Origin of the sequence: Duganella sp. Leaf126, from assembly GCF_001423125.1 — a bacterium.
Taxonomy (GTDB): Bacteria; Pseudomonadota; Gammaproteobacteria; order Burkholderiales; family Burkholderiaceae_D; genus Rugamonas.
On the sequence record NZ_LMNW01000034.1, the window covers coordinates 91,781 to 113,711 of the forward strand.

Genomic DNA, 21,931 nt, shown 5'->3' on the forward strand with positions numbered 1-21,931 from the left:
CGCTCAGCGGCCGCCGTGATGACGGTTGCCGAAAGCGACCAGTTCCTGCACCCCGCGCCGCAAGGTGGCGATATCGTCGGCAATGAAGCCGATACGCAGGTAGCCGGGCATGCCCAGTGCGTCGCCCGGCATCACCGCGACCGCGTGCTCGGCCAGCAGCATTTCTGCGGCCTGCACCGTGTCCAGGCCCAGCGGCGCGACGTCGAACCACAGGTAGGGGCCGGACGCAGGCGCCGCCACGGTCAGCCAGGGCAGGCCGGCGGTCAGGTCCAGCACCAGGTCGCGGCGCGCGCGGTAGTCGGCCAGCATGGCCTGCGACTGCTCGCCATCATCGGACTCGAACGCGGCTGCAAGCGCCAGCTGCATCAGCATCGGCGCGGCGGCGGTGATCGGCCCCTGGACGTTTTCCATGGCGGTCACCAGCGCCGCCGGCGCCACCGCGAAGCCGGCGCGCCAGCCCATCATGGCGTAGCTTTGCGAGGCCGAAAACAGCGTTACCACGCCCAGCGCGCGCCAGTCGGGACGCGCCGCCAGGCTGGCGTGGACGCCGTCGAACACCAGTTTTTCATAGCTTTCGTCGACGATGGCGCGGGTGCCGGTTTTGGCCATCCAGGCCGCGATGCAGTCGAGCTCATCTTGCGAGAGCAGGACGCCGGTCGGGTTGTGCGGATTATTGAGGATGATGACCGTGGCCGCTGGCAGGCTGTCGAGAAAGCCGGCCGTGAACTGCGGCGGCAGGTCCACCAGCACCGGCTCCAGGCCCAGCAGCCGGCTGGTGGCGACATAGGCCGGCCAGTACGGTTTGAAGATGATGACCGCGTCGCCCGGATCGGCCATGACGTACAGCGCCTGGTACAGCGCCTGCTTGGCGCCGTTGGTGACCACAATGTCGGCGGGCCCGGCGTCGATGCCGTTGCGGCTGGCGACCCGTGCGGCCAGGCGCGCGCGCACGCCGGCGTCGCCGGCCACGCTGGTATAGGGCAGGGCGGGGCGTTGCAGTGCTTCGTGCATCGCGGCCAGCACCGTGGGCGGCGCCGGAAAATGCGAGATGGCGATGGAAAAATCGATGACAGGTTCACCGCGTTCCTTCATGGCGTCCACGCGGCCGTGCATGGCGGTGGTGGCCAGTGGCCGGGACTGGGCAATGCGGCGGGAAATTTCCATAATTTCAATGACTTATGCGAGCGAGTAATAAGTATATTACGTAAATAGCCGTGCGGCATCTACTGATGGCGGACTGTGGAAGCGGATGGTATCCTAACCGGCTCATTTCGTAAGGAGTTGTATGCCGTACCCAACAAACGTAGTGCATCTCGCGCTCGCCGCCACGCTCGCAGCGGCCGGCGCCGCCAGTACCGCCTCGGCCCATGCCGAGGACATCATCCGCATCGGCCACGCGGCCGGCACCTCGGGCACCGCCGCCCACCTGGGCAAGGACAATGAAAACGGCGCCCGCATGGCGGTCGAAGAACTGAACGCCAAGGGCGTGGTCATCGGTGGCAAGAAATACAAGATCGTGCTGCAGGCCGAGGACGACGGCTCCGATCCCAAGCAGGGCACGGCCGTGGCGCAAAAGCTGGTGGACGCCAAGGTCAACGGGGTGATCGGCCACCAGGTCTCGGGCACCACGATCCCGGCCTCGCGCATCTATTTCAACGCCGGCATCCCGCAGATTTCGCCGTCGGCCAGCAATCCGCAGTACACGCGCCAGCGTTTCGGTTCCGCGTTCCGCAATATCGCCAACGACGAGCAGCAGGGCGCCGCGCTGGCCCGTTATGCGCTGCAGAACGTCAAAGCCAGGCGGATCGCCGTGATCGACGACCGCACTGCCTACGGCAAGGGCCTGGCCGATGAATTTTCGAAAAATATCAAGCGGCTCGGACCTGCAGCCGGCGCCACCATCGTGTCCACCCAGTACACCAACGACAAGGCCACCGACTTCAATGCGATCCTGACCACCGTCAAGGCCACCAGGCCGGACCTGATTTTCTACGGCGGCATGGATGCGGTGGCCGCGCCGATGTTGCGCCAGATGAAGCAGCTGGGCTTGCCCGTCAAGTTCATGGGCGGCGACGGCATGTGCTCGGACTCGGTACCGCGGCTGGCGGGCGGCGGCATGAACGACGACCAGGTGCTGTGCGCGGAAGCGGGGGGCGTGGCGCCGGCGCAGGAAAAGGCGCTGGCCGACTTCAAGGCGGCCTATAAAAAGCGCTTCGGCGTCGAGGTGCAGACCTATGCGCCGCAAACCTACGACGCCTTGATGACGATGGTCGATGCGATGCAGCAGGCCGGTTCGCCCGACCCGGCCAAGTACCTGCCCTACCTGGCGAAGATCCACCACAAGGGCGTGACCGGCGACATCGCTTTCGATGCGCACGGCGACATCAAGGATGGTGCGCTGACCATCTACACCTTCGAAGGCGGCAAGCGGGTCAAGGTGGCAGTCGTCAAATAACCGTATCGCACAAAAAAGCGCCCGGCAGCCGCAAGGCCCCGGGCGTTTTTTTTGCGTGTCAGACGCCCGGCGGGCCGAAGCCGCCGGGACCACCCGGACCACCGGGGCCGCCGGGGCCGGGCGGACGCGGACGGAAGCCGTCACCGTCGTCGCGCTTGCTGCCGGCGCCGCCGAAGCGGTACGACAGTCCCACGTAGAACACGCGGCCGTCGAAGCGGCGGGTGCTGATCTCGCGCAGCGTGGTGCTGTCCACGATGGTTTCCATCTTGTTGCTGTCGAAGATGTCGGTAACGTTGGCCACTAGGTTCCACTGGCTGTTCAAGGCGTGACGCACGCTCATGTTGAGCGTGTTGTTGGGCGAGCGATAACCCTGGCCGGACAGCGTCTTGCCCTGCATCTGCAAGGCCAGTTGCGCCTGGGTGGCAGTGGTCATCTGCCAGTTCAGGCGGACGCGCCCGCTCAGCGAATTGGCGGTGCGGCTGGTGACCACGCCCGCATCGTCTTGCGACCGCTGCTGGTTGCGCATCAGGTTGCCGCTGCTGTTGAGCGTGAGCGTCGGTGTCAGCTTGCCGCTGATCGTGAATTCCAGGCCGCTGGCGTGGCTGCCCTGGCCGTTCTGGCGGGTGGTCAGCAGCACGTTGTCGGCGATGAAGTAGCGGTAATCGACGATGGCGTCGGTGTCGCGCCGGTAGTAGCCGCGCAGATTGGTTTCCAGGCCGCCGAACTTGGTTTCGTAACCGACTTCGAACGAGTCGGTCTTGGTCGGTTTCAGGTCCGGGTTGCCGGCCGAGACATTGAACTCGTCGCGGTAGATCACATACGGATTGAGGTCGCCCGCCTGCGGACGGCGCAGCCGGCGCGCGTAGGCAAAGCGCAGGTTGGCGTCGTCGGCCACCTTGTAGGTGGCGAACATGCTCGGGATGAAATTGATGTAGCTGTTCTTTGCTGTGATGTCGCTGGTGCGCTGGTGGATGTCCATGTCGGTATGCTCGGTGCGCAGGCCGCCCAGCAGGCCCCAGCGCTCGGACAGGCGCATCTGGTACGTGCCGTACAGCGCCAGCACGGTTTCCTCGACATCGAAGCGGTTGGTGCGCGACGGATCGATCGCGGCGACCGTGGTGGCCGGATCGATGTCGGTGTACAGGGTATTGAAGCGGTTGGTGGTGCGCGCGATCTTGTAGCCCATGTTGGCCGTGCCATCCCACAGCGGCCGGCCGTAGTCGCCGGTGAAATCGACCACCCGGGTGCTGGTGTCGTTGTGCTGGAAGGCGCGGCTGGCCGTGCGGCCCAGCGTATCGGCGCCGCTGGCATAGGTGCTGGCGTAGTCCGTGTCGCTGTCGTTGTCGGAGGCTGACACGCGCAGGTCGATCTTCAGTGTTTCGCCGGGCAGCGCGCCCTTGTGGTCGTAGCGCGCGCCCCAGCTGGTGTTTTTGGCGTCGCCGCTGCGCGCGGTATCGCGCACATACTCGTTGGCGGCAATGAAACCGGTGGCACCATTGACATAGTGCTCGGTCGAGCGCTGGTCGTTACCGCGCGCCATCAGCGAGGCGCTGCCGGTCAAGGTATCGGTCTGGTTCAGGTTGTAGCTGACCGTACCATTGGCGCCCACCATGTTGTTGAGGCCCTTGCTGAGCGCATCCTGGCCGCTGTGGACATCGTTGCCGGTGCGCGGATCGAGACGGTCGCGGCTTACCTCCGACGTCGAGTTGCGGCCGTCGTGGCGCACGTTCATCCCGCCCTGGAAGCCCCACGCACCTTCGTTATAGCTGCCGTTGACGGCGCTGTTGTAGCGCCCCTCGGTGCCGGCGTTGGCGTTGACCGAGCCGAAGCCGCCCGGCTTGCGGTTGCGGCGCATGACCAGGTTCAGGATCGGACCGCCGCCGCCTTCGTTACCGAACTGCGCGCCGGGATTGTTGATCACCTCGACCGATTCGATATCGTCGGCCGGCATCGCCTGCAGCGCCGCGCCACGGTTGTCGCCCTGCAGCATCGCGGTCGGTTTGCCATCGACCATGATCTGGACATTGCTGCTGCCGCGCAGCGTCACCGTCCCGTCCGGGTCGACCGCGACCGAAGGCACGTTGTTGAGGGCATCGGCGGCAGTGCCGTTGGTGCTCGAGACGTCGGACTTGACGTCATACACCTGGCGGTCGATGCGGTTGGTGGGGCGTTCGGCAGCCACCGTAACCGAGGGCACGACGGCGTCCTGGGCCTTGACGGCGCGCTGGCCGGCATCGGCACCGGCCTTGGCGGCCGCTGTGGACGATGTGGACGATGTGGCCGATGTCGCCTCGCTGGACTGGGCCAGCGCCGCAAGCGGCGCCGCGATCAGGGAGCAGGTCAGGAGTATCTTTTGCATGGATGGTGGCAGGGAAGCGGGTGAGTCGTGGCTGCCATTTTACAGAAACAGCCGCTCTGAACTTGCCTTACATAAATCGCTTTACAGAACTTTACTTAAGTATAGGGACAGTAAAGTCGGCCTCCCGGGCTGCCCGCTTGCCTTTACAATGGCGCAAAGGAGAATCATCATGGCCCAGGCAGTTGCCCGCATCGGGCGCGAAACGTATGCCACCGAGATCGAGGTGGGCGGACACCGGCTGACCGGCGACGAACCGGCGCGCAACGGCGGTCGCGACGCCGGCCCGGCCCCGTATGATTTTCTGCTGGCGGGGCTGGGCTCCTGCACCGCCATCACGCTGCGCATGTATGCCGACCGCAAGCAGTGGCCGCTGGCGGCGGTGGAGGTCGGGCTGCGCCTGGCGCGCGGCGACGATGGCACCGTGATTGCCCGCACCCTGCGCCTGACCGGCGCGCTCGACGCCGACCAGGTGGCGCGGCTGGCCGACATCGCCGAACGCACGCCCGTCACGCTGACCCTGAAGCAGGGCGCGCGCATCGACACCACGGTGACTGCCGGTTAAACCTGGTCAGCGCCGCGCGGTGTGCTGCCGCACATACCAAAACCGCGGGCTTGACTACTCTGGGGGCAGTTTCTACCCTTTAGAGAGTCTCCCATGGCAAGCCCCAACACCCGACAGATCAACACCTTGCTGCGCAAGGTATTCGGCATCACGGCGCTGCGCGACGGCCAGCGCAAGGTGATCGACAGCGTGCTGGCCGGCCACGATACGCTGGCCGTCATGCCCACCGGCAGCGGCAAGTCGCTGTGCTACCAGTTGCCGGCGCGGCTGCTGCAAGGCCTGACGGTGGTGGTGTCGCCGCTGATCTCGCTGATGAAGGACCAGGCCGAGAAGCTCGAGGAAGCCGGCATTGCCAGCGCCGCCCAGATCAACAGCAGCCTGTCGCGCGCCGAGGAGCTGGCAGCGCTCGACGGCATCGAAAGCGCCGACCACGATATCGTGTTCTGCACGCCCGAGCGCCTGATCACCCCGGACTTCCTGGCGCTGCTCAAGCAGAGCCAGATCGCGCTGGTGGTGATCGACGAGGCCCACTGCATTTCGCAATGGGGCCATGATTTCCGCCCGGCCTACCTGGAAATCGGCGCGGCACTGGCTGCGCTCGGGCGCCCGCAGGTGCTGGCCCTGACCGCCACCGCGACCGACGACGTGATCGGCGATATCCGCACCCAGCTCGGCCGATCGCGCATGGCGGTGGTCAACACCGGCATTTACCGGCCCAACCTCCATTACCGCGTCAAGCAGGTCACCAATCCGTCCGAGAAGGCGGCGCAGGCGCTGGAACTGGTGCGCAAGACCGAGGGCGTGGGCATCATCTACGCCGCCACCGTCAAGGCGGCCGAGGAAATGCACGCGCAGCTCAAGGAAGCCGGCGAAAGCGTGGCCATCTACCACGGCAAGCTGCGCGCGGCCGAGCGGGTGGAAAACCAGAACCTGTTCATGAGCGGCGAGCGCCGGGTGATGGTGGCCACCAACGCCTTCGGCATGGGCATCGACAAGCCCGATACCCGCTTCGTGATCCACCTGCAGGTGCCCGCCAACCTGGAGGCGTATTACCAGGAGTCGGGCCGCGCCGGGCGCGACGGCCTCGATGCCGAATGCACGCTGCTGTACTACCACGCCGACAAGCGCCTCCAGCAGTTCTTCCTGGTCAAGCACTATCCGCAGGCGGAGGAGTTGCGCGCGGTGTACGAGCAGGCGCGCCAGGCGGCCGGCACCGGCGAAGGCGCATTCACCGAAGCCGATCTCAAGCCCAGGCTCGAGCACATGCCGGCCAGCCAGCTCAAGATCTGCCTCAAGATGCTCAAGGACGGCAAGCTGCTCAAGCGCAGCCGCAAGCTCGATTACACGCTGGCCAGGCTGCCCGCCGGCGCCACCGAACCCAAGGCCGCCCGCTACGCCGAAATGGCGCAGGTGTACGCGGACAAGCACGAACGCGACCGCGAAGGACTCGAGCAGATGGTCGGTTATGCGCAGAGCGGTTACTGCCGCTGGAAGCTGCTGCTCGACTACTTCGGCGACGCCTCGCCCGGTTTCGAAAAGTGCTGTCAGTGCGACAACTGCCTGTCGCCGCCGTCGATCCAGCTGTCGGCGCACGATCTGGTGGAAACGCAAGCCCCGGGCGCCGGTGCCGGCAATGCCGTCGGCGTGCAGCCTGCGGCGGGACCGATCGGCGTGGTCGACACGCCCGAACTGGCGCCGGCGCCGCTGGTGGCTGCTGTCGGCACCGGCGCTATGGCAGGACCTCGAACAGCAGGAACTGCGTGACCTGCTGGTGATTGAAATTGTCGTCCGAGATCAGCACCAGGCTGGCATGGCCGTTGGCCAGGCGCGGACCGAAGGCCATGCCTTCGAGGTTGTCCACCCGCGCCAGCCCGGCCTGGTTCAGGTCCTGCACCAGCCGTTTGCGCATCGGCACATAGCTGGCGCCCTGCAAGGTCGATAGCTGGGCGATGTCGGTAGCGCCGTCCGTATCGACCTCGTACAACCGCACGTAGTTGTGGTAGATCCCCTTGTCGTCCTGCACGCCGGCGCGCTCGAGCACGAGCAGCCGCTCGTCGCCGAGCGCGACGATCTCGGAAATGCCGTTGTCGGCGTTCTTGCCGGCACCCGGCGTGGCGGGCAGCGCGTCGAGCCGATAAGCGTATTGTCCCAGCACCTTGCCGTCGCGCGCAAAGCGCGTGATGCGGTTGACCGCGCCCCGGTCCGGCGTGGGCACCGGGCCGTCCTGGTACATCGGCCCCTCCAGCGACACCCACAGCGAGTTGCCGTCCGGTGTGAAACCGAGGCCTTCGAAGCTCTGGTTGTTGCGCGGTCCGCGGCTGCGGTCCACCGCCACGTCGAACAGCGGCGGCAGCGGCAGCTCGTACTGCAGCCGGCCGTCGGCGCCGGCGCGGCGCACGAAAGGATTGAGATCGAGCGACACGTCGCCCTCGCTGCCGTACCAGATGGCGCCATCGCGCGGATCGACACGCAGCGTTTCCAGGTCGGCCACTGCGCCGCCGCGGCGGGCAAATTCGTCCTTGGACGGATACGGCGTGCCGTCGGCCTGCAGCAGCGTGGTGACGCCGGTCAGCTGCACGGCCTTGAATGCCTGCAGATCGTAATCGAGCCGTGCGCGGTAGTAGCGCGCCGGGTTGTGCTCGGAGCGGTCGTCGCAGATCATTACCCAGTCGCCGTGCACGGCGTCGTAATCGATGCCGGACAGGCCGCCCACCATGGTGCCCTGGAACGGCATGCGCCATGGCAGGCGCTGTTCGCCGATCAGGCGCAGCGCGGAGATGGTGGCGGGCGTGCGCGCAGCCGGCGCCACTGCCGGCTCGGAAGCCGCCAATGCATCGGCGCCCAGCATCAGCAGGGCCGCGGCCAGCGCGGCGCGCAGGACGGACAACAGCGGGGCAGGGCGCCGGGGGCGGGGCGAGGTCGAGGTCGAGGGCAGGGCCAAGAGCAAGGATAGGGACTGGGGCAGGGCGGCCATGACGTATGCTGAAAAAAACACGCAGTATAGCCGCCTCGGCGCCCGCCTGTCAGTCGTCTGTCGGTTGCCGCTCAGTTGCCGATCAGTTGCCTGTCAGTTGCCGATCCGTTGCCGGTCAGTGGCCTTGCGATCGCGTGGATTCAGGCCAGATATTCTTCGAAGTCGTCTTCCCGGGTCCAGGCCGGGAATGGGTCGGCAAAGCTGCGCCACGCGGCAGCGCCGGCGGCCAGCTCGCGGTCGGTGAGCACGCAGCGGCGGAAGGCTGCTTCGAGCGCCGCGCGGTCCAGGTCGGCGCCGATGAAGACCAGTTCGTTCTGGCGGTCGCCGAACGGTTCCACCCAGGCTGCTTCGATGCCGGCGCGGTCGGCGTCGCCCACCGGCGGCCAGTCGGCGCGGTCGCTGGCAGCCCACCATTGTCCCACCGGTTCGACCGAGGCGATGCGTCCTGCCCGTGAATAGGCGACCGCCCAATCGGGCCGGCTGGCAAACCAGACATAACCCTTGGCGCGTATCAGCCCTGGCAAGGCCAGGTCGAGGAAGTCGTTGAAGCGCAGCGGGTGCAGCGGCCGGCGTTCGCGCACGACAAAACTGTTGATGCCATATTCTTCGGTCTCCGGCGCGTGGAGGCCGGCCAGTTCGCGCGCCCAGCCGGCCATCTGGCTGGCCTTGTCGAGATCGAACTTGCCGGTGCCGAGCAGCTGGTGCAGCGGTACCCGGCCCCGCTCGGCCAGCACCATGGTGGCGGTGGGATTGAGCGCCTTGATCACGGCGCGCACGGCGCCCATCTGTTCGATCGTCACCAGGTCGGTCTTGCTGACCACGATGACGTCGGCGAACTCGATCTGCTCCGACAGCAGCGCCGCCAGCGTGCGGTCGTCGCCTTCGCCGGCACTTTGTCCGCGCTGGGCCAGGAAGTCGGCGCCATTGTAATCGTTGAGCAGGTTGAGCGCATCGACCACGGTGACCATGGTGTCGATGCGGGCGACGTCGTTGAGCGACTCGCCGTGCTCGTCGGCGAAGTCGAAGGTAGCGGCCACCGGCATCGGTTCGCCCACGCCGGTCGATTCGATCAGCAGGTAGTCGAAGCGGTTCTCGGCGGCCAGCTTGCGCACTTCGAGCAGCAGGTCTTCGCGCAGCGTGCAGCAGATGCAGCCGTTGCTCATTTCGACCATTTTTTCCTCGGTGCGCGACAGCGCGGCGCCGGCATTGGCGGTGCCGTGACGCAGCAGCGATGCGTCGATATTGACCTCGCTCATGTCGTTGACGATCACGGCCACCCGCAAACCTTCGCGGTTGGCCAGCACATGGTTGAGCAGGGTGGTCTTGCCGGCGCCGAGAAAGCCGGAGAGAACGGTCACGGGAAGCCGCGTGTCGGCCAGTGGGTGCAGGGTGGTCATGGAAGGCCTGGAAAGTAAATGCAATCGAGTTGCATCATAAGCCGTCCTCGCCGCTAATGCAAGCCTATTGCATCTTCAGTGGAGGGGGAATGCGGTGACGCCTTATTTTTTGGCGGCGCAGTGCGGGCAGGTGCCCTTGATCAGAAAATCCATTTCCTGGCTCTGGAAGCCGCTCGGCAGCTTGATCGTGCGTGGCAGGGGCACGTCGGTGAAGCAGGTGACTTCCTCGCAGCGGGTGCACTGGAAATGCGCGTGCTCGTGCGAGTGATGGCCGGCACCGGCGCGGAAGCGCCAGACCTGGTCGGCTCCGGCGATGCGGTGTACCAGCTCATTATCGGTCAGCCACTCGAGCACCCGGTACAGCGTGACCGAGTCGAGCGCATCGTCTGACAGCAGGGCCTGGATATCGTGATGGGTCAGCGACTTTTCCTGCCGCATCAGGCAGTCGAGCACGGTCACCCGCTGGCGCGTCACGCGTGCCCCGGTAGCGCGGATCAGTGTTTCTGCCTGGTCTGAGATCGAAGTTTGCATGACGCTTATGTTACCACGTGGTACCAGTAGGGGTCTGGACATCGCATCGTGCCTGCGGCAGCGCAGAAGATGTCTTGATGTCAACGTAGGACAAGGACGACATTTCCTCTTGCTTGGAGCCTACATTTGCCTACATGCCGCTCCTATACCGGCGGATCGGCCTGCTAGATATAGTGTCATCAACGGTGAGCAAGAAACAAAGTCACCCACACCATTATCAGAAGGCAGACACCATGAACGCATACCACACCACCTCCGCAACGACTTCCGCCAAGGCCATCGCAGGCAACGGCGGTGCCGGTTCGCAGATCAGTCTGATTGGCGCGCAACAGAACGACCTGCTGCGCGCGCTGTCGCGCGAGGACCTGCTGGCCCTGTGCAGCGAGCTGGAGTTGGTGGCGTTGCCTGCCGGTAAACATCTGTTCGACTTCGGCGACAAGGTCGAATACACCTACTTCCCGACCAATGCGATCGTCTCGCTGCAATACGTGATGGAAGACGGCGCCACCACGGAGATCGCCGTGGTTGGCCGCGAGGGCGTGGTCGGCGTGGCGCTGTACCCGACCGAGCGTGCGGCCTACTCGGCCGTGGTGGAAGCAGCCGGTTACGGCTACCGCCTGCGTACCGACGTGCTGCGCGACGTGTTCTACGCCGGCGGTCCGCTGGCTCAGCAACTGATGCGCTACACCAGCGTCATGTTCGCCCAGCTGGCGCAAAGCGTGGCTGGCAGCCGTCATACCAGCATCGAGCAAAAGCTGTGCCGCTGGCTGCTCGAGCGTCTGGACCGCTCGATGAGCAACGAATTGAAAGTGACCCAGGAAATGATCGCCAACATGCTGGGTGTGCGCCGCGAAAGCGTCACCGGCGCCGCCGGCAAGCTGGCCGAGGAAGGACTGATCTCCTACCGCCGGGGCTGCGTGACCGTGCTGGACCGTGCAGGCATGGAAGCGCGCGCAGGCAGCTGCTACCAGGTCGGCCGCAACAAGACCGCCGGCGTGGAGCAGCGCGCTGCGTAAGACGGAAATGCCTGCGGAGTTTTGAGCGACTGAACGATCAATGCAGGACGCGGGACGGCGGATTGACCAGGAATCCGCTGAACTGCACGTGGTGGGCAGGGCGGCTTGCCATGTTGTCGAGCTTGCGCTGAACCAGCTTGTGCCAGGCAGCAGCCCACCGTGCGGCCAGTTCCGATTCTTCGGCCGACTGTGCGCACAGCGTTCGTTCGACGGCGATCTTTTGACGGTACAGGGCGCGGGTAGCGTTCATCATGGTGGTCATATCGGGCTCGGCTTGACAGTTGTTGAGTGGAAAGCAAGTCCATTTTGCCCGCCCTGAACGGTTTTGAATGTGCGCCATTTCACCCAAGCACTGCTGTACACCAACTCTTCAGTGTAAAATAGGTCTGCTGCGTTGCATCAATGATGCTTCGCAGCTATTTTTTTTGCACGCCGTTCGCGTGTGTCGCCCTGGATCCCTTTCCTGTCCGCTTCTATGTCGTCCAAAGATTTGACAAAAAACGCCCTGGCTGGTCTCACCACGTCGTTTGCACTAGTCCCCGAATGCATCGCTTTTGCGCTGGTCGCCCATCTCAACCCGCTGGTTGGACTGTATGGCGCCTTTTTCATCTGCACGATCACTGCCATCTTCGGCGGTCGCCCCGGCATGATCTCCGGCGCTGCCGGTTCAATGGCGGTGGTGATCGTGGCGCTGGTGGCCCAGCATGGTCTGCAGTATTTCCTGGCGACAGTGGTGCTGAGCGGCATCATCATGCTGCTGTTCGGGGTGCTGCGCCTGGGTAAGCTGGTCAGCATGGTGCCGCACCCGGTCATGCTGGGCTTTGTCAATGGGCTGGCGATCGTCATTGCCTGGTCGCAGCTGCAGCATTTCCGCGTCGACGGCGGCTGGCTCAGCGGCGCTGCCATGGGGTGGATGTGCGCTCTGGTGGCGCTGACCATGGCCATCGTCTACCTGCTGCCGCGCGTCACGCGCGCCGTGCCGCCGGCCCTGGTGGCGATCGTGGGCGTCGGCCTGCTGGCCGAACTGCTGCACCTGCCGGTGCGCACGCTCGGCGACATGGCCACGATAGCCGGCGGCCTGCCGACTTTCAACGTGCCGCAACTGCCGCTGACCATGGAAACGCTGCGCATCGTGCTGCCGTACGCGCTGCTGATGGCGGTGGTCGGCCTGCTCGAGACGCTGCTCACCTTTAACCTGACCGACGAAATCACCGAAACCCGCGGCTTGCCGAACCGCGAATGCGTGGCGCTGGGGGCAGCCAATGTCGCCTCGGGCCTGTTCGGCGGCATGGGCGGTTGCGCCATGATCGGCCAGACCATGATCAACTTGAGTTCGGGCGGCCGCACGCGGGTGTCCGGTACGGTGGCCGGCGTCATGATCCTGTTGTTCATCCTGTTCCTGTCGCCGCTGATCGAGCGCATACCGCTGGCGGCGCTGGTGGGCGTGATGTTCGTGGTGGCGCAGCAGACCTTTGCCTGGAGTTCGCTGCAAGTGCTGGGCAAGGTGCCGCGCCATGATGCGCTGCTGATCGTGGTGGTCACCTGCATCACCGTGGCGACCGATCTTGCCGTGGCGGTGCTGTGCGGGATCGTGATCGCGGCGCTCAGCTTTGCCTGGCGCCACGCGCGCGAGGTGCGCACGGATGCCGTGCTCGATGCGGCCGGGGTCAAGCACTACACGCCGCACGGCACGCTGTTTTTCGCCTCGATTGCCCACTTCAACGATCTGTTCTCGCCGCACGATGACCCGCAGACGGTGGTGCTCGATTGCCGCCACCTGCGCCTGGTCGATCATTCGGCGGTGGTGGCGGTGGCCGCGCTGAGCGAGCGCTACGTGCGCGCCGGTAAGTGCCTCCAGGTGCAGCACCTGTCGCCGCGCTGCGAACAGCTGCTGCAGCGCGCCGGCGTGCCGGTGACCGCCTGAAGCGTTCGTGGTATTCTGCGCATCCCCGACAGAAGAGCGTTCCAATGCAGATAGCAACCATCATCAGCCTGGCCGGCACCGTCACCTGCGTCGGCCTGTTCGCCAAACAGAAGGAATGGGTCCTGGCCACCGCGTTTGCCTTCGGCGCCGCCTTCACCGCGCTGGGCGCCTTGCGCCCGTCGTTCGTGCCCGGCTACCTGATCCCCTGGTGCGCCTACACCTTCTTCGCCCTTGCGGCGATCGAGTTCATTCGCAAGGTCATCCTTAAGTAGGCGGATGCAAAAACGCCCGGCGCGCAGGCCGGGCATTCCAGGAAACTGCGCTGACGCGCCGGTATTACTTGCTTGGGTAGACGATGTCGTCGCGGCGGTTCTGGGCGCGCGATTCTTCATCGGAGCCGGTTGCTTTCGGCTTTTCCTTGCCGTAGCTGACGGCTTCCATCTGGCTGTCTTTCACGCCTTGTACTTTCAGGGCGGTGATCAGCGCCTGCGCGCGTTTCTGGCCCAGGGCCAGGTTGTACTCGGCGCTGCCGCGATCATCGGTGTTGCCTTCGACTTTGATCGACACGTTAGGGTTGGCGGCCAGGAATTTACCGTGGTCGGCCACCAGTGCATCGAATTCAGGCTTGACCGTGTACTTGTCGAAGTCGAAGTAGACGCTGCGGTTTTTGTAGATCGAGCTGTTTGGATCCAGGTAGGCGGCCAGTGGCGCCTGGACTGGTGCGGCGACCGGCGCAGGTGCTGGTGCAGGTGCTGGCGCAGCCTTGACTGGCTCAGGTGCCGGTGCTGGTGCCGGTGCCGGGGTCGAGCAGGCGCTCAGCAGGGCTACGGTGCAGGCTGCCAGCAGGATGTTGGTGTTTGCTTTCATCGATATACTCCCGATTCGAATTATGTTGTGGGGCACACTAAAAGGTGTGAGGCTGTCAAGCCAGCCGCGAGCGATATTATATAAGGTTTCTCTGGATATAATTGGCGCGCTGCATTATTTTTTGAGCCAGCGGGCGAACGGCGCCAGATCGGCGCCGCGCTCGACATACCAGGCGCGGCGCGCCATGTCGAACTGTGCGCCGAGCGCCTTGACCGCATCCCTTTCCTGGTACGTGGCCGTCAGGTAGTGACGCCCCGGGGCCGCCGCCGCGGCCGCCAGCTGCGCCTGGTTGCGGGCGATGGCCGCATCGGCCGCCGCGCTGCCCTGCGCCAGGCGCAGGCGGGCGAGAAAGGCGCTGCGCTGGCCGTTGTCGGCGGGCGACAGCAAGGTCAGTTTCAATCGTGCGCGGGTGGCCGCCACGTAGAACAGGTTGTCCTCGTCGCGCCGCGGCTGCTGCGGATGGGGAAATTCGTCCGCTTGCAGGTACGGCAGGATCACGTGGTCGTATTCCTTGCCCTTGGCATTGGCGACGCACTCGATCAGCACCGCCTTCGGTGCGCGCTTGCGGCGGATAAACGCCTCCCTGGCGTTCATCGCCGCCCAGAAATCGGCCAACCCGAGCCCGGAACCCGCCGCCCACGCCAGCAGGCCGGCAACCGATTTGTTGACCACGTCCGCGTCGTAGGGGCGCACGAAGATGCGCCGCGCCGCCGCCACCAGCTGCACCCGTTCGCACAGCCCGGTCAGCACCGCAGCTGCCGGCGTGGCCCGGTCGAGCGTGGACAGCCAGGCGATGGCATCGATCACGGCTCGCTTGGTGCTGGCGCTGGCGGCGTCGCGCCAGCCGGGTTCGACGCCGTCGCGGTGTTCTTCCTCGATCAGGAACAGTTCGCCGAGCAGGTCCGGCGCCTTGGCGATCTGCGACTTGAAGTGGTCGATGCGGCGTGCCGTAAAGGCCATCTCGGAAAACGCCACCAGCGCGTCGACCACCGCGCTGCGCACCTCTGCGGCCTTGATGGCGCCGAAGTCGCGCAGCGCGATGGCCAGCATGCCGCGCAAAAACAGGATCTCGTCGCGCTGCAGATAGCCGGCCATGGCCGGGGTGCGGTAATCGATTGCGGCCTCGATCAGCGCGTTTTCGATGGCCACCGACTGGTGGCGGTCGCGCAGCAGGATGGCGCAGCCGTCGAGCGGATGGCCGTCCGCCTGCCAGCGCCGCACCGCCGCCACCACCTGGCGCGCACAATGGTCGGCGTCATCGTAATGCGGCTGGCTGATCTCGGTGTGCAGCGCCAGGTGCGAATCGACCGGCTTGTCCTTGAAGGCGGCCATGGCGTAGGCCAGGTGCGGTCCGTGGCGGTAGCTATAGGTCAGCCGATGGCGCACCAGCCTGGGAAAGCGGGCCGCGAAGCGCTGGTTCAGGTACGTATCGCTGGCGCCGAGCCTGGCGTAGATCACCTGGTCGCGGTCGCCGGCGCCGACGAAAAAGCATTGCGAGCGGTCGATCAGCGCGGCCAGGATGCGGAACGCCGCCTCGTTCAGGTCGTGCAGCTCGTCGCACAGCACCAGCCGGTAATCGGGAAACCGCTCGGCCAGCCGCGCGCCGCCGGTCAGGTTGCAGGCCAGGTCGTAGGTGGCGTCGAACGGGCCGCGCCAGCGGGCCCCGGCGCCGCCGTCCAGACGCAGGGTCTCGTACTCGAGCGTGGTCAGATAGTCGGCCACCGGCACACCGAGCTGCTCGGCCGCTTCCTCGGGACCGATGAATTCGACATCGGCCTCGAGCGCCATGGTGGCCTTGAGCGTCAGCTGGGTCTCGATGAACTGGCTGACCGCGATGCTGTGGGTGTGCAGCTCCAGGCTGTCGAGCCGGCCCGCGTAGCGTTCGCCCACGCGGTCCATGGCGGCCAGCGCCATCTGCTTGAGCTGGCGCGGCTCGCTACAGGTGCGCACGCCGTCGATGTCGATGGCGTCGAGCTGGCGCGCGCTGAACTGCTCGAACGTCGCCACCGCGATGCGCTCGGCCTGGCCGGACGGTATGCCCACTTCCAGCAGGCGCTGGCGCATGACATCGCGCGCCTCGGGCGTAAAGGTCAGCACCAGGATCTGTTCGGGCGCCAGCTTGCGCGCCAGTGCTTCGCCGGCGCGCAGGGCCAGCGTGGTGGTCTTGGCGGCGCCGGCGTTGGCGTCGACCAGCGTCACCTTGTTCTGCGACAGCTGGACGGCGCGCTGCTCAGCGGTCGGCACCAGGCCGCGCGCAATGAAGCGGGGCAGGTTGGCGGGCGCTGGCGCCGGTGTCTGGGGCTGGTGCTGGGTCTGGGGCTGGGGTTGGGGTTGGGTCTGGGCGGGGTTCATCCCCTACATTATAGCCACCGGCGCGGGCAGGCCGGTGCCGTGGACCTGGGCTGCACCGAGCGCCGGGCCGAGCACCGAGCTGAACACGGGTTCGAGGCGGGCGGTGGCGCCGTTGATGAACTGGGCGCTGAACACGCGGCGTTCCGGTGCGGCCACGCCGCCGCTGCGATCGATCACTGTGCACAGCAGCTCGGCAGCCGCCATCGCCATCCTGGGCATCGGCTGGCGCAGGGTGGTCAGGTTGTAGCTGAGCCAGTTCGACGATTCGACCGCGTCGAAACCGGCCACCGACAGCTGGCGCGGCACCTCGATGCCCAGTTCGTGGCGCGCGCAATCGAGGCAGCCGATCGCCGTCACGTCGCTGCCGCAGATAATCGCGTCCGGCACCGCGCCCATGGCGCTGATAATGGCGCGCAGGCCGGCGGCGCCGCTGGCGTAATCGGCCTGGCCCGGCACCACCACCGGCGCCGGCAGCCCCAGCTCGGCCAGGCGTTCGCTGGCGCCGCGGCGGCGCTCCTGGGCCACGCTCGAGTCCTCGAGACCGGCGATGATGCCGAAGCGTCGATGCCCGGCCGCGGCCAGGCGCGAGACCAGCATGCGGCCCGCCTCGTGGTGGTCGCAGGTGACGGTGTTGACGGCGCGCTCGCGCAGCGAGCGGTTGAACAGCACCAGCGGCATCCGGCGGCGGTCGAATTCGGCGATATGCTCGGAGCTCAGGCGCGCGGCGGCGATCACGCCATCGACCTGGTACTGCCAGACGTCGGCCAGCACGCGATCGACGTCGGTTTCCCTGGCCAGTGTAAACAGCAGCACGCGGCGGCCGCGCGCACCGATGTGCTGGCTCAATTCGCCCAGCAGCTCCGGGTATTGCAGGTTGGCCTGGCTCGCGATCAGCACGGCCACGATGTTGGAGCGGCGCGTGATCAGGCTGCGCGCTGCGGCGTTGGGGATGTAGTCGAGCAGGGCGGCGGCCTTCATGACCCGGGCCAGCGTGGCGTCCGAGACGCTGGCGCCTTGCTGGAAGCAGCGCGACACGGCCGATTGCGACACGCCGGCCACCAGTGCCACGTCGTACGACGTCACGCGGCGGGCCTCGCGGGCGATCAGGGCTTTGTGGGCGATGGCGGCGGTCTCCACGCACGGCTTGGTTCTGTTCATTATGTCGGCGGCAGTTGTCGTGGCTTGAGCATAATCAAAAACTTTCCATGTGGCAATATCAACCGGGCACCTTGCGCATTTCTATGTGGAAACTACGTAGATGGGCGGCTGGCTGTTGTGACCACGCTGCAAATCTCCTGCCGGCCGCCGTTTTCTGCTAACATGTTGCCCCTTTATCAGTTGAAGGGGCGACATGGCCAACGCATGCGGCGTCGATTTCGGAACATCCAATTCCACGGTGGGCTTGATCCGTCCCGGCCACCCGGTGATGCTCGGCCTGGAAGACGGCAAGACTACGCTGCCATCGGTCGTGTTCTTTAATGCCGACGAGGAAGAGGTCAAGTTCGGCCGCGCCGCACTGGCCGACTACCTGGCCGGCTACGAAGGGCGCCTGATGCGCTCTCTCAAAAGCCTGCTTGGCACCAGCCTGATCGATGGGCAGACCGAGGTCGGTGGTCGTGCGCTGCCGTTCCGCATGCTGCTGGCGCAGTTCATCGGCGAGGTCAAGCAGCGGGCCGAGCGCGCTGCCGGCCGCCAGTTCAGTGCTGCCGTGTTCGGCCGCCCCGTGCATTTCATCGACGACAGCGCGGCCAACGACCAGCTGGCCGAAGACACGCTGGCCGAGATCGCCCGCTCGGTGGGCTTCACCGAGATCGCCTTCCAGTTCGAACCGATCGCCGCCGCGTTCGACTACGAGTCCCAGATCGACCGCGAGGAACTGGTGCTGATCGCCGACATCGGCGGCGGTACGTCCGACTTTTCGCTGGTGCGCCTGTCGCCGGACCGCGCCCGCAAGGCCGAGCGCCGCGACGACATCCTCGCCAACGGCGGCGTCCATATCGGCGGCACCGATTTCGATAAGTACCTGAGCCTGGCTGCGGTGATGCCGCTGCTCGGCTATGGCAGCAAGCTGCGCAACGGCAGCGAAGTACCGTCGAGCTATTTCTTCAACCTGGCCACCTGGCACACCATCAACCAGGCGTACACCAAGAAGATGTGGACCCAGCTGGCCGACCTGCTGCGCGATTCGGCCGAACAGGAAAAGCTGGGGCGCCTGCAGCGCCTGATCGACGACCGCGCCGGCCACTGGCTGGCCATGAAATCGGAGGAAGGCAAGATCGCGCTGTCCGGCGCCGAACAGCATCTGCTGGAACTGGACCGATTGAGCCCGCCCGTCACGCTCTCGCTCGACCGCGCGCGCTTCGACGACGCCATCGGCCACCTGGTCGGATCGGTGGAAACCACGGTGCTTGCCCTGCTGCGCGACGCCGGCGTGACGCCGGGCCAGGTCGACACCGTGTTTTTCACGGGCGGCTCCAGCGGCGTGCGCATGTTGCGCGAGCGGATAGCCGCGCTGGTGCCGGCCGCGCGCAAGGTCGAGGGCGACTTGTTCGGCAGCATCGGCGCCGGGCTGGCACTGGACGCGGTGCGCAAATTCGGCGGCGCCCATGCTTGAGCGGGCCATCGTCATGCTCGACTTCGAGACCACCGGTCTGTCGCCCGCGATGGGCGACCGCATCACCGAAGTGGCGGCGCTGCGCATCGTCGGCGGCGAAGTGGTCGAGCGGTACGTGTCGCTGGTCAACTGCAACGCACGCATCCCGTCCTTCATCACCGGCCTCACCGGCATCACCCAGGACATGGTCGACAACGCACCGCCGGCCCACCGCGTGGTGCCGGAACTGCTCGACTTCATCGGCAGCGATGCGCTGTCGGCCCATAACGCCAGCTTCGACGAAAAGTTCCTGTTGGCAGAGACTGCGCGCCTGGGTCTGGCAGCGCGCCACCAGTCGCTGGTGTGTTCGCTCAAGCTGGCGCGCCGCGTGTTTCCCCGGCTGCCCAGCTACAAGCTGGGCCAGCTTTCCGGCCAGCTCGGCATCCGCTTCCGCAGCGCGGCCCACCGGGCCGAAGCCGACGCCGAAGTGGCGGCCCAGGTCCTGATTCACATCGGCAAACATATCGGCAGCACCTACGGCATCGCAGCCGTCGATCCGGCGCTGCTGGTGTCGGTGAACCGGCTGGCCGCCGCCAAGGTTCACCAGTTTCTGCTCAAACAACAACCCTGAGTCCATCGCCCGGCCGGACACGTTTGACTCCGCGCAAACGCCGGGCTCGGGCGAGTTTTACACTTTGGTCAACTAAGTTGCCAAATTGTCTAGGGGTGCACCATGAACCAGCCACGCGCGGCCAGCAATGGCGACGACAGTTATCTGTGGTACTTGTGCGCGGCCGAGCGCGGTGATCCCTACGCGCAGTTCAATCTCGGCCTGCTTTTCAAGCATGGGCGCGGCGTGCCCCGCGACGACCGCCAGGCTGCGCAGTGGCTGCTCAAGGCGGCGCTGCAAGGACTGGCTTTCGCCCAGAACCATCTGGGCGTGCTGTATTACCTCGGTCGCGGGGTGCCGGCCAGCGACCGCGCGGCCGTGCGCTGGTTCCGCCGTGCGGCGCGCCAGGGCGACGCCTCGGCCCAGCAAAACCTGGCGCTGATGTACCGCAAAGGGCGCGGGGTGGCGCGCAGCGATGAAACCGCGCTGTCGTGGTGCTACCTGGCGTCCGAGCAGGGCGTGGCCAGCGCCCAGGCGACGCTGGGCCTGGCGTATGCCCATGGCGCCGGCGTGCGCCACAACGACGCACTGGCGCTGGCGTGGCTGCGCAAGGCCGCCTTGCAAAACCACGCGGGCGCGCAGCTCAGCCTCGGCCTGATGTACCAGCGCGGACAGGGCGTGGCGCCGTGCCAGCACCTGGCGCTGGCGTGGCTGCGCCAGGCTGCCGCGCACAACCACCCGGTGGCGCAGCGCCTGCTCGGCGTCGCCTACGCTCAGGGTCACGGTGTGACGGCCGATCCGCAGCGTGCCTACGCCTGGCTGCTGCGCGCGGCCGAACAGGATGACACCGACGCCCAGTTCAACCTCGGCATCCTGCTGGCCGGGGGCAGGGAGGCTGGCGCCGGCCCGGCGATCGCCCGCGACGACGGAATGGCGTTTTCCTGGTATTGCCGCGCCGCGCAGGCGGGGCACGCGCTCGCCCAGTACAACCTGGCCGGCATGTATGCGCGCGGGCGCGGCACGCCGCGCGACGACGCGCGCGCCCTGGCCTGGTATCTGCGTGCGGCCGACCAGGGCATGGTCAGCGCCCAGTTCAATCTCGGCGTGATGTACGCCAGCGGCCAGGGCACCTGCCGCGACCCGGTGCGCGCGGTGCAGTGGTACCGGCGCGCGGCCGTCGGCGGCGACGCCGGCGCCCGCAACAACCTGGGCGTGATGTACGCCAGCGGCCAGGGCGTGCCGGCCGACGACCGCCAGGCCGCCCACTGGTATGCGTGTGCCGCCCGCCAGGGGCACGCGCTGGGCCAGCTCAACCTGGGCGCCATGTACGGCAGCGGGCGCGGGGTGCGGCACGACCCGGTGCGCGCCTTCGTCTGGATGTGCCTGGCCGCGGCAAAGGGCGAAGCGGCCGCGATTGCCAATTGCGCCACGATGGCGGCGGCCATGAGCGCGCCGGCCATGGCGCAGGCACAGGCGCTGCTGCGGCGCCGGCAGGGGCGCCGGCTTCGCGCCGTCGGCGGCGCGCATGAGCGATTTTGCGACACAATGGCCGTCCGTTCATGAAATTTTGGGCGCAACGCTGTAACTATTGCCATGATGCATCGCCCAGGCGCTACAATGGGGTATCTATGCTCCCACCCCGGATAAGCCCATGCGACGTATCACGAGCCGCGCTGTCTTTGCCAGCGTCCTGACAGGTTATTGCATCGCCGCCAGCGCCACCGGCGTGGCGGTGCAGGTGCAGGACGCCACCGGCAAGCCCCTGCCCGATACCGTGGTGTACGTGGAGCCCGAAGGCGGCTTCGCCGGCGGCAAAGCGCCTGTCGGCGCCGAAATCGAGCAGAAGGGCCTGAAGTTCCTGCCGCTGGTGACCGTGATCCAGACTGGCGCCAGGATCAATTTCCCGAACAACGACAAGGTGCGCCACCACATCTACTCGTTTTCGCCGGCGCACCGCTTCGACCAGAAGCTGTACTCGGGCCAGTCCGCCACGCCCCAGGTGTTCGACAAGGCCGGCACCGTGGTCCTTGGTTGCAACATCCATGACAAGATGCTGGCGTACGTGAAGATTGTCGATACGCCGTATTTCGGCAAGACCGACGGCGCCGGCGCAGTGCGCATCGAGCTGCCTGCCGGCGGCAAGTTCACCGTCCACGCCTGGCACTACAACACCGTTGGCGGCGCCACGCCCGAGCAGGCGCTGGTGGTCAAAGCGGGCGATACGCTGGCCACCGCCATCTTCAAGCTGCCGATGAAACCGCCGGCGTCCGGCGACGGCGCGGCGCTGTAGC

19 protein-coding genes are annotated in these 21,931 nt (G+C 66.4%); 10 read left to right on the forward strand and 9 right to left on the reverse strand.

The window, feature by feature from the left end; genetic code table 11:
- Positions 1 to 3 precede the first annotated feature (3 nt).
- Positions 4 to 1,164 (reverse strand): pyridoxal phosphate-dependent aminotransferase, encoded by a 1,161-nt coding sequence (locus ASF61_RS19600; protein ID WP_056159888.1) that lies wholly within the window; start codon positions 1,162 to 1,164, stop codon positions 4 to 6.
- A 121-nt stretch (positions 1,165 to 1,285) separates the two neighbouring features.
- Between ASF61_RS19600 and ASF61_RS19605 the strand changes: the two genes are divergently transcribed.
- Positions 1,286 to 2,455, forward strand: a complete 1,170-nt coding sequence (locus ASF61_RS19605) for a branched-chain amino acid ABC transporter substrate-binding protein (RefSeq protein WP_056159892.1) — start codon at positions 1,286 to 1,288, stop codon at positions 2,453 to 2,455.
- 58 nt (positions 2,456 to 2,513) lie between these two features.
- Here ASF61_RS19605 and ASF61_RS19610 read toward each other — a convergent pair whose 3' ends face one another.
- A complete protein-coding gene (locus ASF61_RS19610; RefSeq protein ID WP_056159895.1) occupies positions 2,514 to 4,814 on the reverse strand; it encodes an outer membrane beta-barrel family protein in 2,301 nt (766 codons plus the stop codon).
- A gap of 169 nt (positions 4,815 to 4,983) precedes the next feature.
- Here ASF61_RS19610 and ASF61_RS19615 point away from each other — a divergent pair, with 169 nt between their 5' ends.
- Together ASF61_RS19615 and ASF61_RS19620 are read left to right on the forward strand one after the other, a co-directional pair.
- Positions 4,984 to 5,376: an OsmC family protein gene (locus ASF61_RS19615; protein WP_056159899.1), complete on the forward strand. Its 393-nt coding sequence runs from the start codon at positions 4,984 to 4,986 to the stop codon at positions 5,374 to 5,376.
- A 93-nt stretch (positions 5,377 to 5,469) separates the two neighbouring features.
- Positions 5,470 to 7,140 carry an ATP-dependent DNA helicase RecQ gene (locus tag ASF61_RS19620; protein ID WP_056159902.1) on the forward strand — a complete coding sequence of 557 codons (1,671 nt, stop codon included), beginning with the start codon at positions 5,470 to 5,472 and terminating at the stop codon, positions 7,138 to 7,140.
- On the opposite strand, the gene ASF61_RS19625 is transcribed toward ASF61_RS19620, so the two are convergent.
- The 3 genes from ASF61_RS19625 to ASF61_RS19635 all read right to left on the reverse strand — a co-directional run bounded on the left by ASF61_RS19625 (position 7,106) and on the right by ASF61_RS19635 (position 10,278).
- Positions 7,106 to 8,350 carry an esterase-like activity of phytase family protein gene (locus ASF61_RS19625; RefSeq protein WP_229205939.1) on the reverse strand — a complete coding sequence of 415 codons (1,245 nt, stop codon included), beginning with the start codon at positions 8,348 to 8,350 and terminating at the stop codon, positions 7,106 to 7,108. The two genes, ASF61_RS19620 and ASF61_RS19625, sit on opposite strands and share 35 nt — an antisense overlap.
- 140 nt (positions 8,351 to 8,490) lie before the next feature.
- On the reverse strand, positions 8,491 to 9,747 hold the full coding sequence (locus tag ASF61_RS19630) for a GTP-binding protein (protein WP_056159904.1): 1,257 nt from the start codon (positions 9,745 to 9,747) through the stop codon (positions 8,491 to 8,493).
- A 102-nt stretch (positions 9,748 to 9,849) separates the two neighbouring features.
- On the reverse strand, positions 9,850 to 10,278 hold the full coding sequence (locus ASF61_RS19635) for a Fur family transcriptional regulator (protein ID WP_056159907.1): 429 nt from the start codon (positions 10,276 to 10,278) through the stop codon (positions 9,850 to 9,852).
- Between the two features lie 233 nt (positions 10,279 to 10,511).
- On the opposite strand from ASF61_RS19635, the gene ASF61_RS19640 reads away from it, so the two are divergent.
- The gene (locus ASF61_RS19640; protein WP_056159910.1) at positions 10,512 to 11,294 is read left to right on the forward strand and encodes a Crp/Fnr family transcriptional regulator; all 783 of its coding nucleotides are present in this window, start codon (positions 10,512 to 10,514) and stop codon (positions 11,292 to 11,294) included.
- 37 nt (positions 11,295 to 11,331) lie between these two features.
- Here ASF61_RS19640 and ASF61_RS19645 read toward each other — a convergent pair whose 3' ends face one another.
- A complete protein-coding gene (locus ASF61_RS19645; RefSeq protein WP_056159913.1) occupies positions 11,332 to 11,556 on the reverse strand; it encodes a hypothetical protein in 225 nt (74 codons plus the stop codon).
- Between the two features lie 213 nt (positions 11,557 to 11,769).
- Between ASF61_RS19645 and ASF61_RS19650 the strand changes: the two genes are divergently transcribed.
- On the forward strand, positions 11,770 to 13,218 hold the full coding sequence (locus ASF61_RS19650; protein ID WP_056159917.1) for a SulP family inorganic anion transporter: 1,449 nt from the start codon (positions 11,770 to 11,772) through the stop codon (positions 13,216 to 13,218).
- Positions 13,219 to 13,262: 44 nt separating this feature from the next.
- Positions 13,263 to 13,490, forward strand: coding sequence for a hypothetical protein (locus ASF61_RS19655; RefSeq protein WP_056159920.1), 228 nt, complete (start codon positions 13,263 to 13,265; stop codon positions 13,488 to 13,490).
- Between the two features lie 64 nt (positions 13,491 to 13,554).
- Here the strand turns inward: ASF61_RS19655 and pal are convergent, their stop codons facing one another.
- The 3 genes from pal to ASF61_RS19670 all read right to left on the reverse strand — a co-directional run bounded on the left by pal (position 13,555) and on the right by ASF61_RS19670 (position 17,595).
- The gene (pal, locus tag ASF61_RS19660) at positions 13,555 to 14,085 is read right to left on the reverse strand and encodes a peptidoglycan-associated lipoprotein Pal (RefSeq protein ID WP_056159922.1); all 531 of its coding nucleotides are present in this window, start codon (positions 14,083 to 14,085) and stop codon (positions 13,555 to 13,557) included.
- Between the two features lie 114 nt (positions 14,086 to 14,199).
- Complete coding sequence (locus ASF61_RS19665) at positions 14,200 to 16,437, reverse strand: UvrD-helicase domain-containing protein (protein WP_082491836.1); 2,238 nt, start codon at positions 16,435 to 16,437, stop codon at positions 14,200 to 14,202.
- 3 nt (positions 16,438 to 16,440) lie between these two features.
- Positions 16,441 to 17,595 (reverse strand): LacI family DNA-binding transcriptional regulator, encoded by a 1,155-nt coding sequence (locus tag ASF61_RS19670; RefSeq protein WP_056159926.1) that lies wholly within the window; start codon positions 17,593 to 17,595, stop codon positions 16,441 to 16,443.
- 193 nt (positions 17,596 to 17,788) lie between these two features.
- Between ASF61_RS19670 and ASF61_RS19675 the strand changes: the two genes are divergently transcribed.
- The 4 genes from ASF61_RS19675 to ASF61_RS19690 all read left to right on the forward strand — a co-directional run bounded on the left by ASF61_RS19675 (position 17,789) and on the right by ASF61_RS19690 (position 21,930).
- Positions 17,789 to 19,051: an Hsp70 family protein gene (locus ASF61_RS19675; RefSeq protein ID WP_056159928.1), complete on the forward strand. Its 1,263-nt coding sequence runs from the start codon at positions 17,789 to 17,791 to the stop codon at positions 19,049 to 19,051.
- Entirely contained in the window at positions 19,044 to 19,661 is a 618-nt protein-coding gene (locus ASF61_RS19680) for a PolC-type DNA polymerase III (RefSeq protein ID WP_056159931.1), read from the forward strand. The genes ASF61_RS19675 and ASF61_RS19680 overlap by 8 nt, the downstream gene beginning before the upstream one ends.
- Positions 19,662 to 19,763: 102 nt before the next feature.
- A complete protein-coding gene (locus tag ASF61_RS19685) occupies positions 19,764 to 21,203 on the forward strand; it encodes a tetratricopeptide repeat protein (protein ID WP_056159935.1) in 1,440 nt (479 codons plus the stop codon).
- 88 nt (positions 21,204 to 21,291) lie between these two features.
- Positions 21,292 to 21,930, forward strand: a complete 639-nt coding sequence (locus ASF61_RS19690) for a methylamine utilization protein (protein WP_056159938.1) — start codon at positions 21,292 to 21,294, stop codon at positions 21,928 to 21,930.
- The last annotated feature ends 1 nt before the right edge of the window (position 21,931 follow it).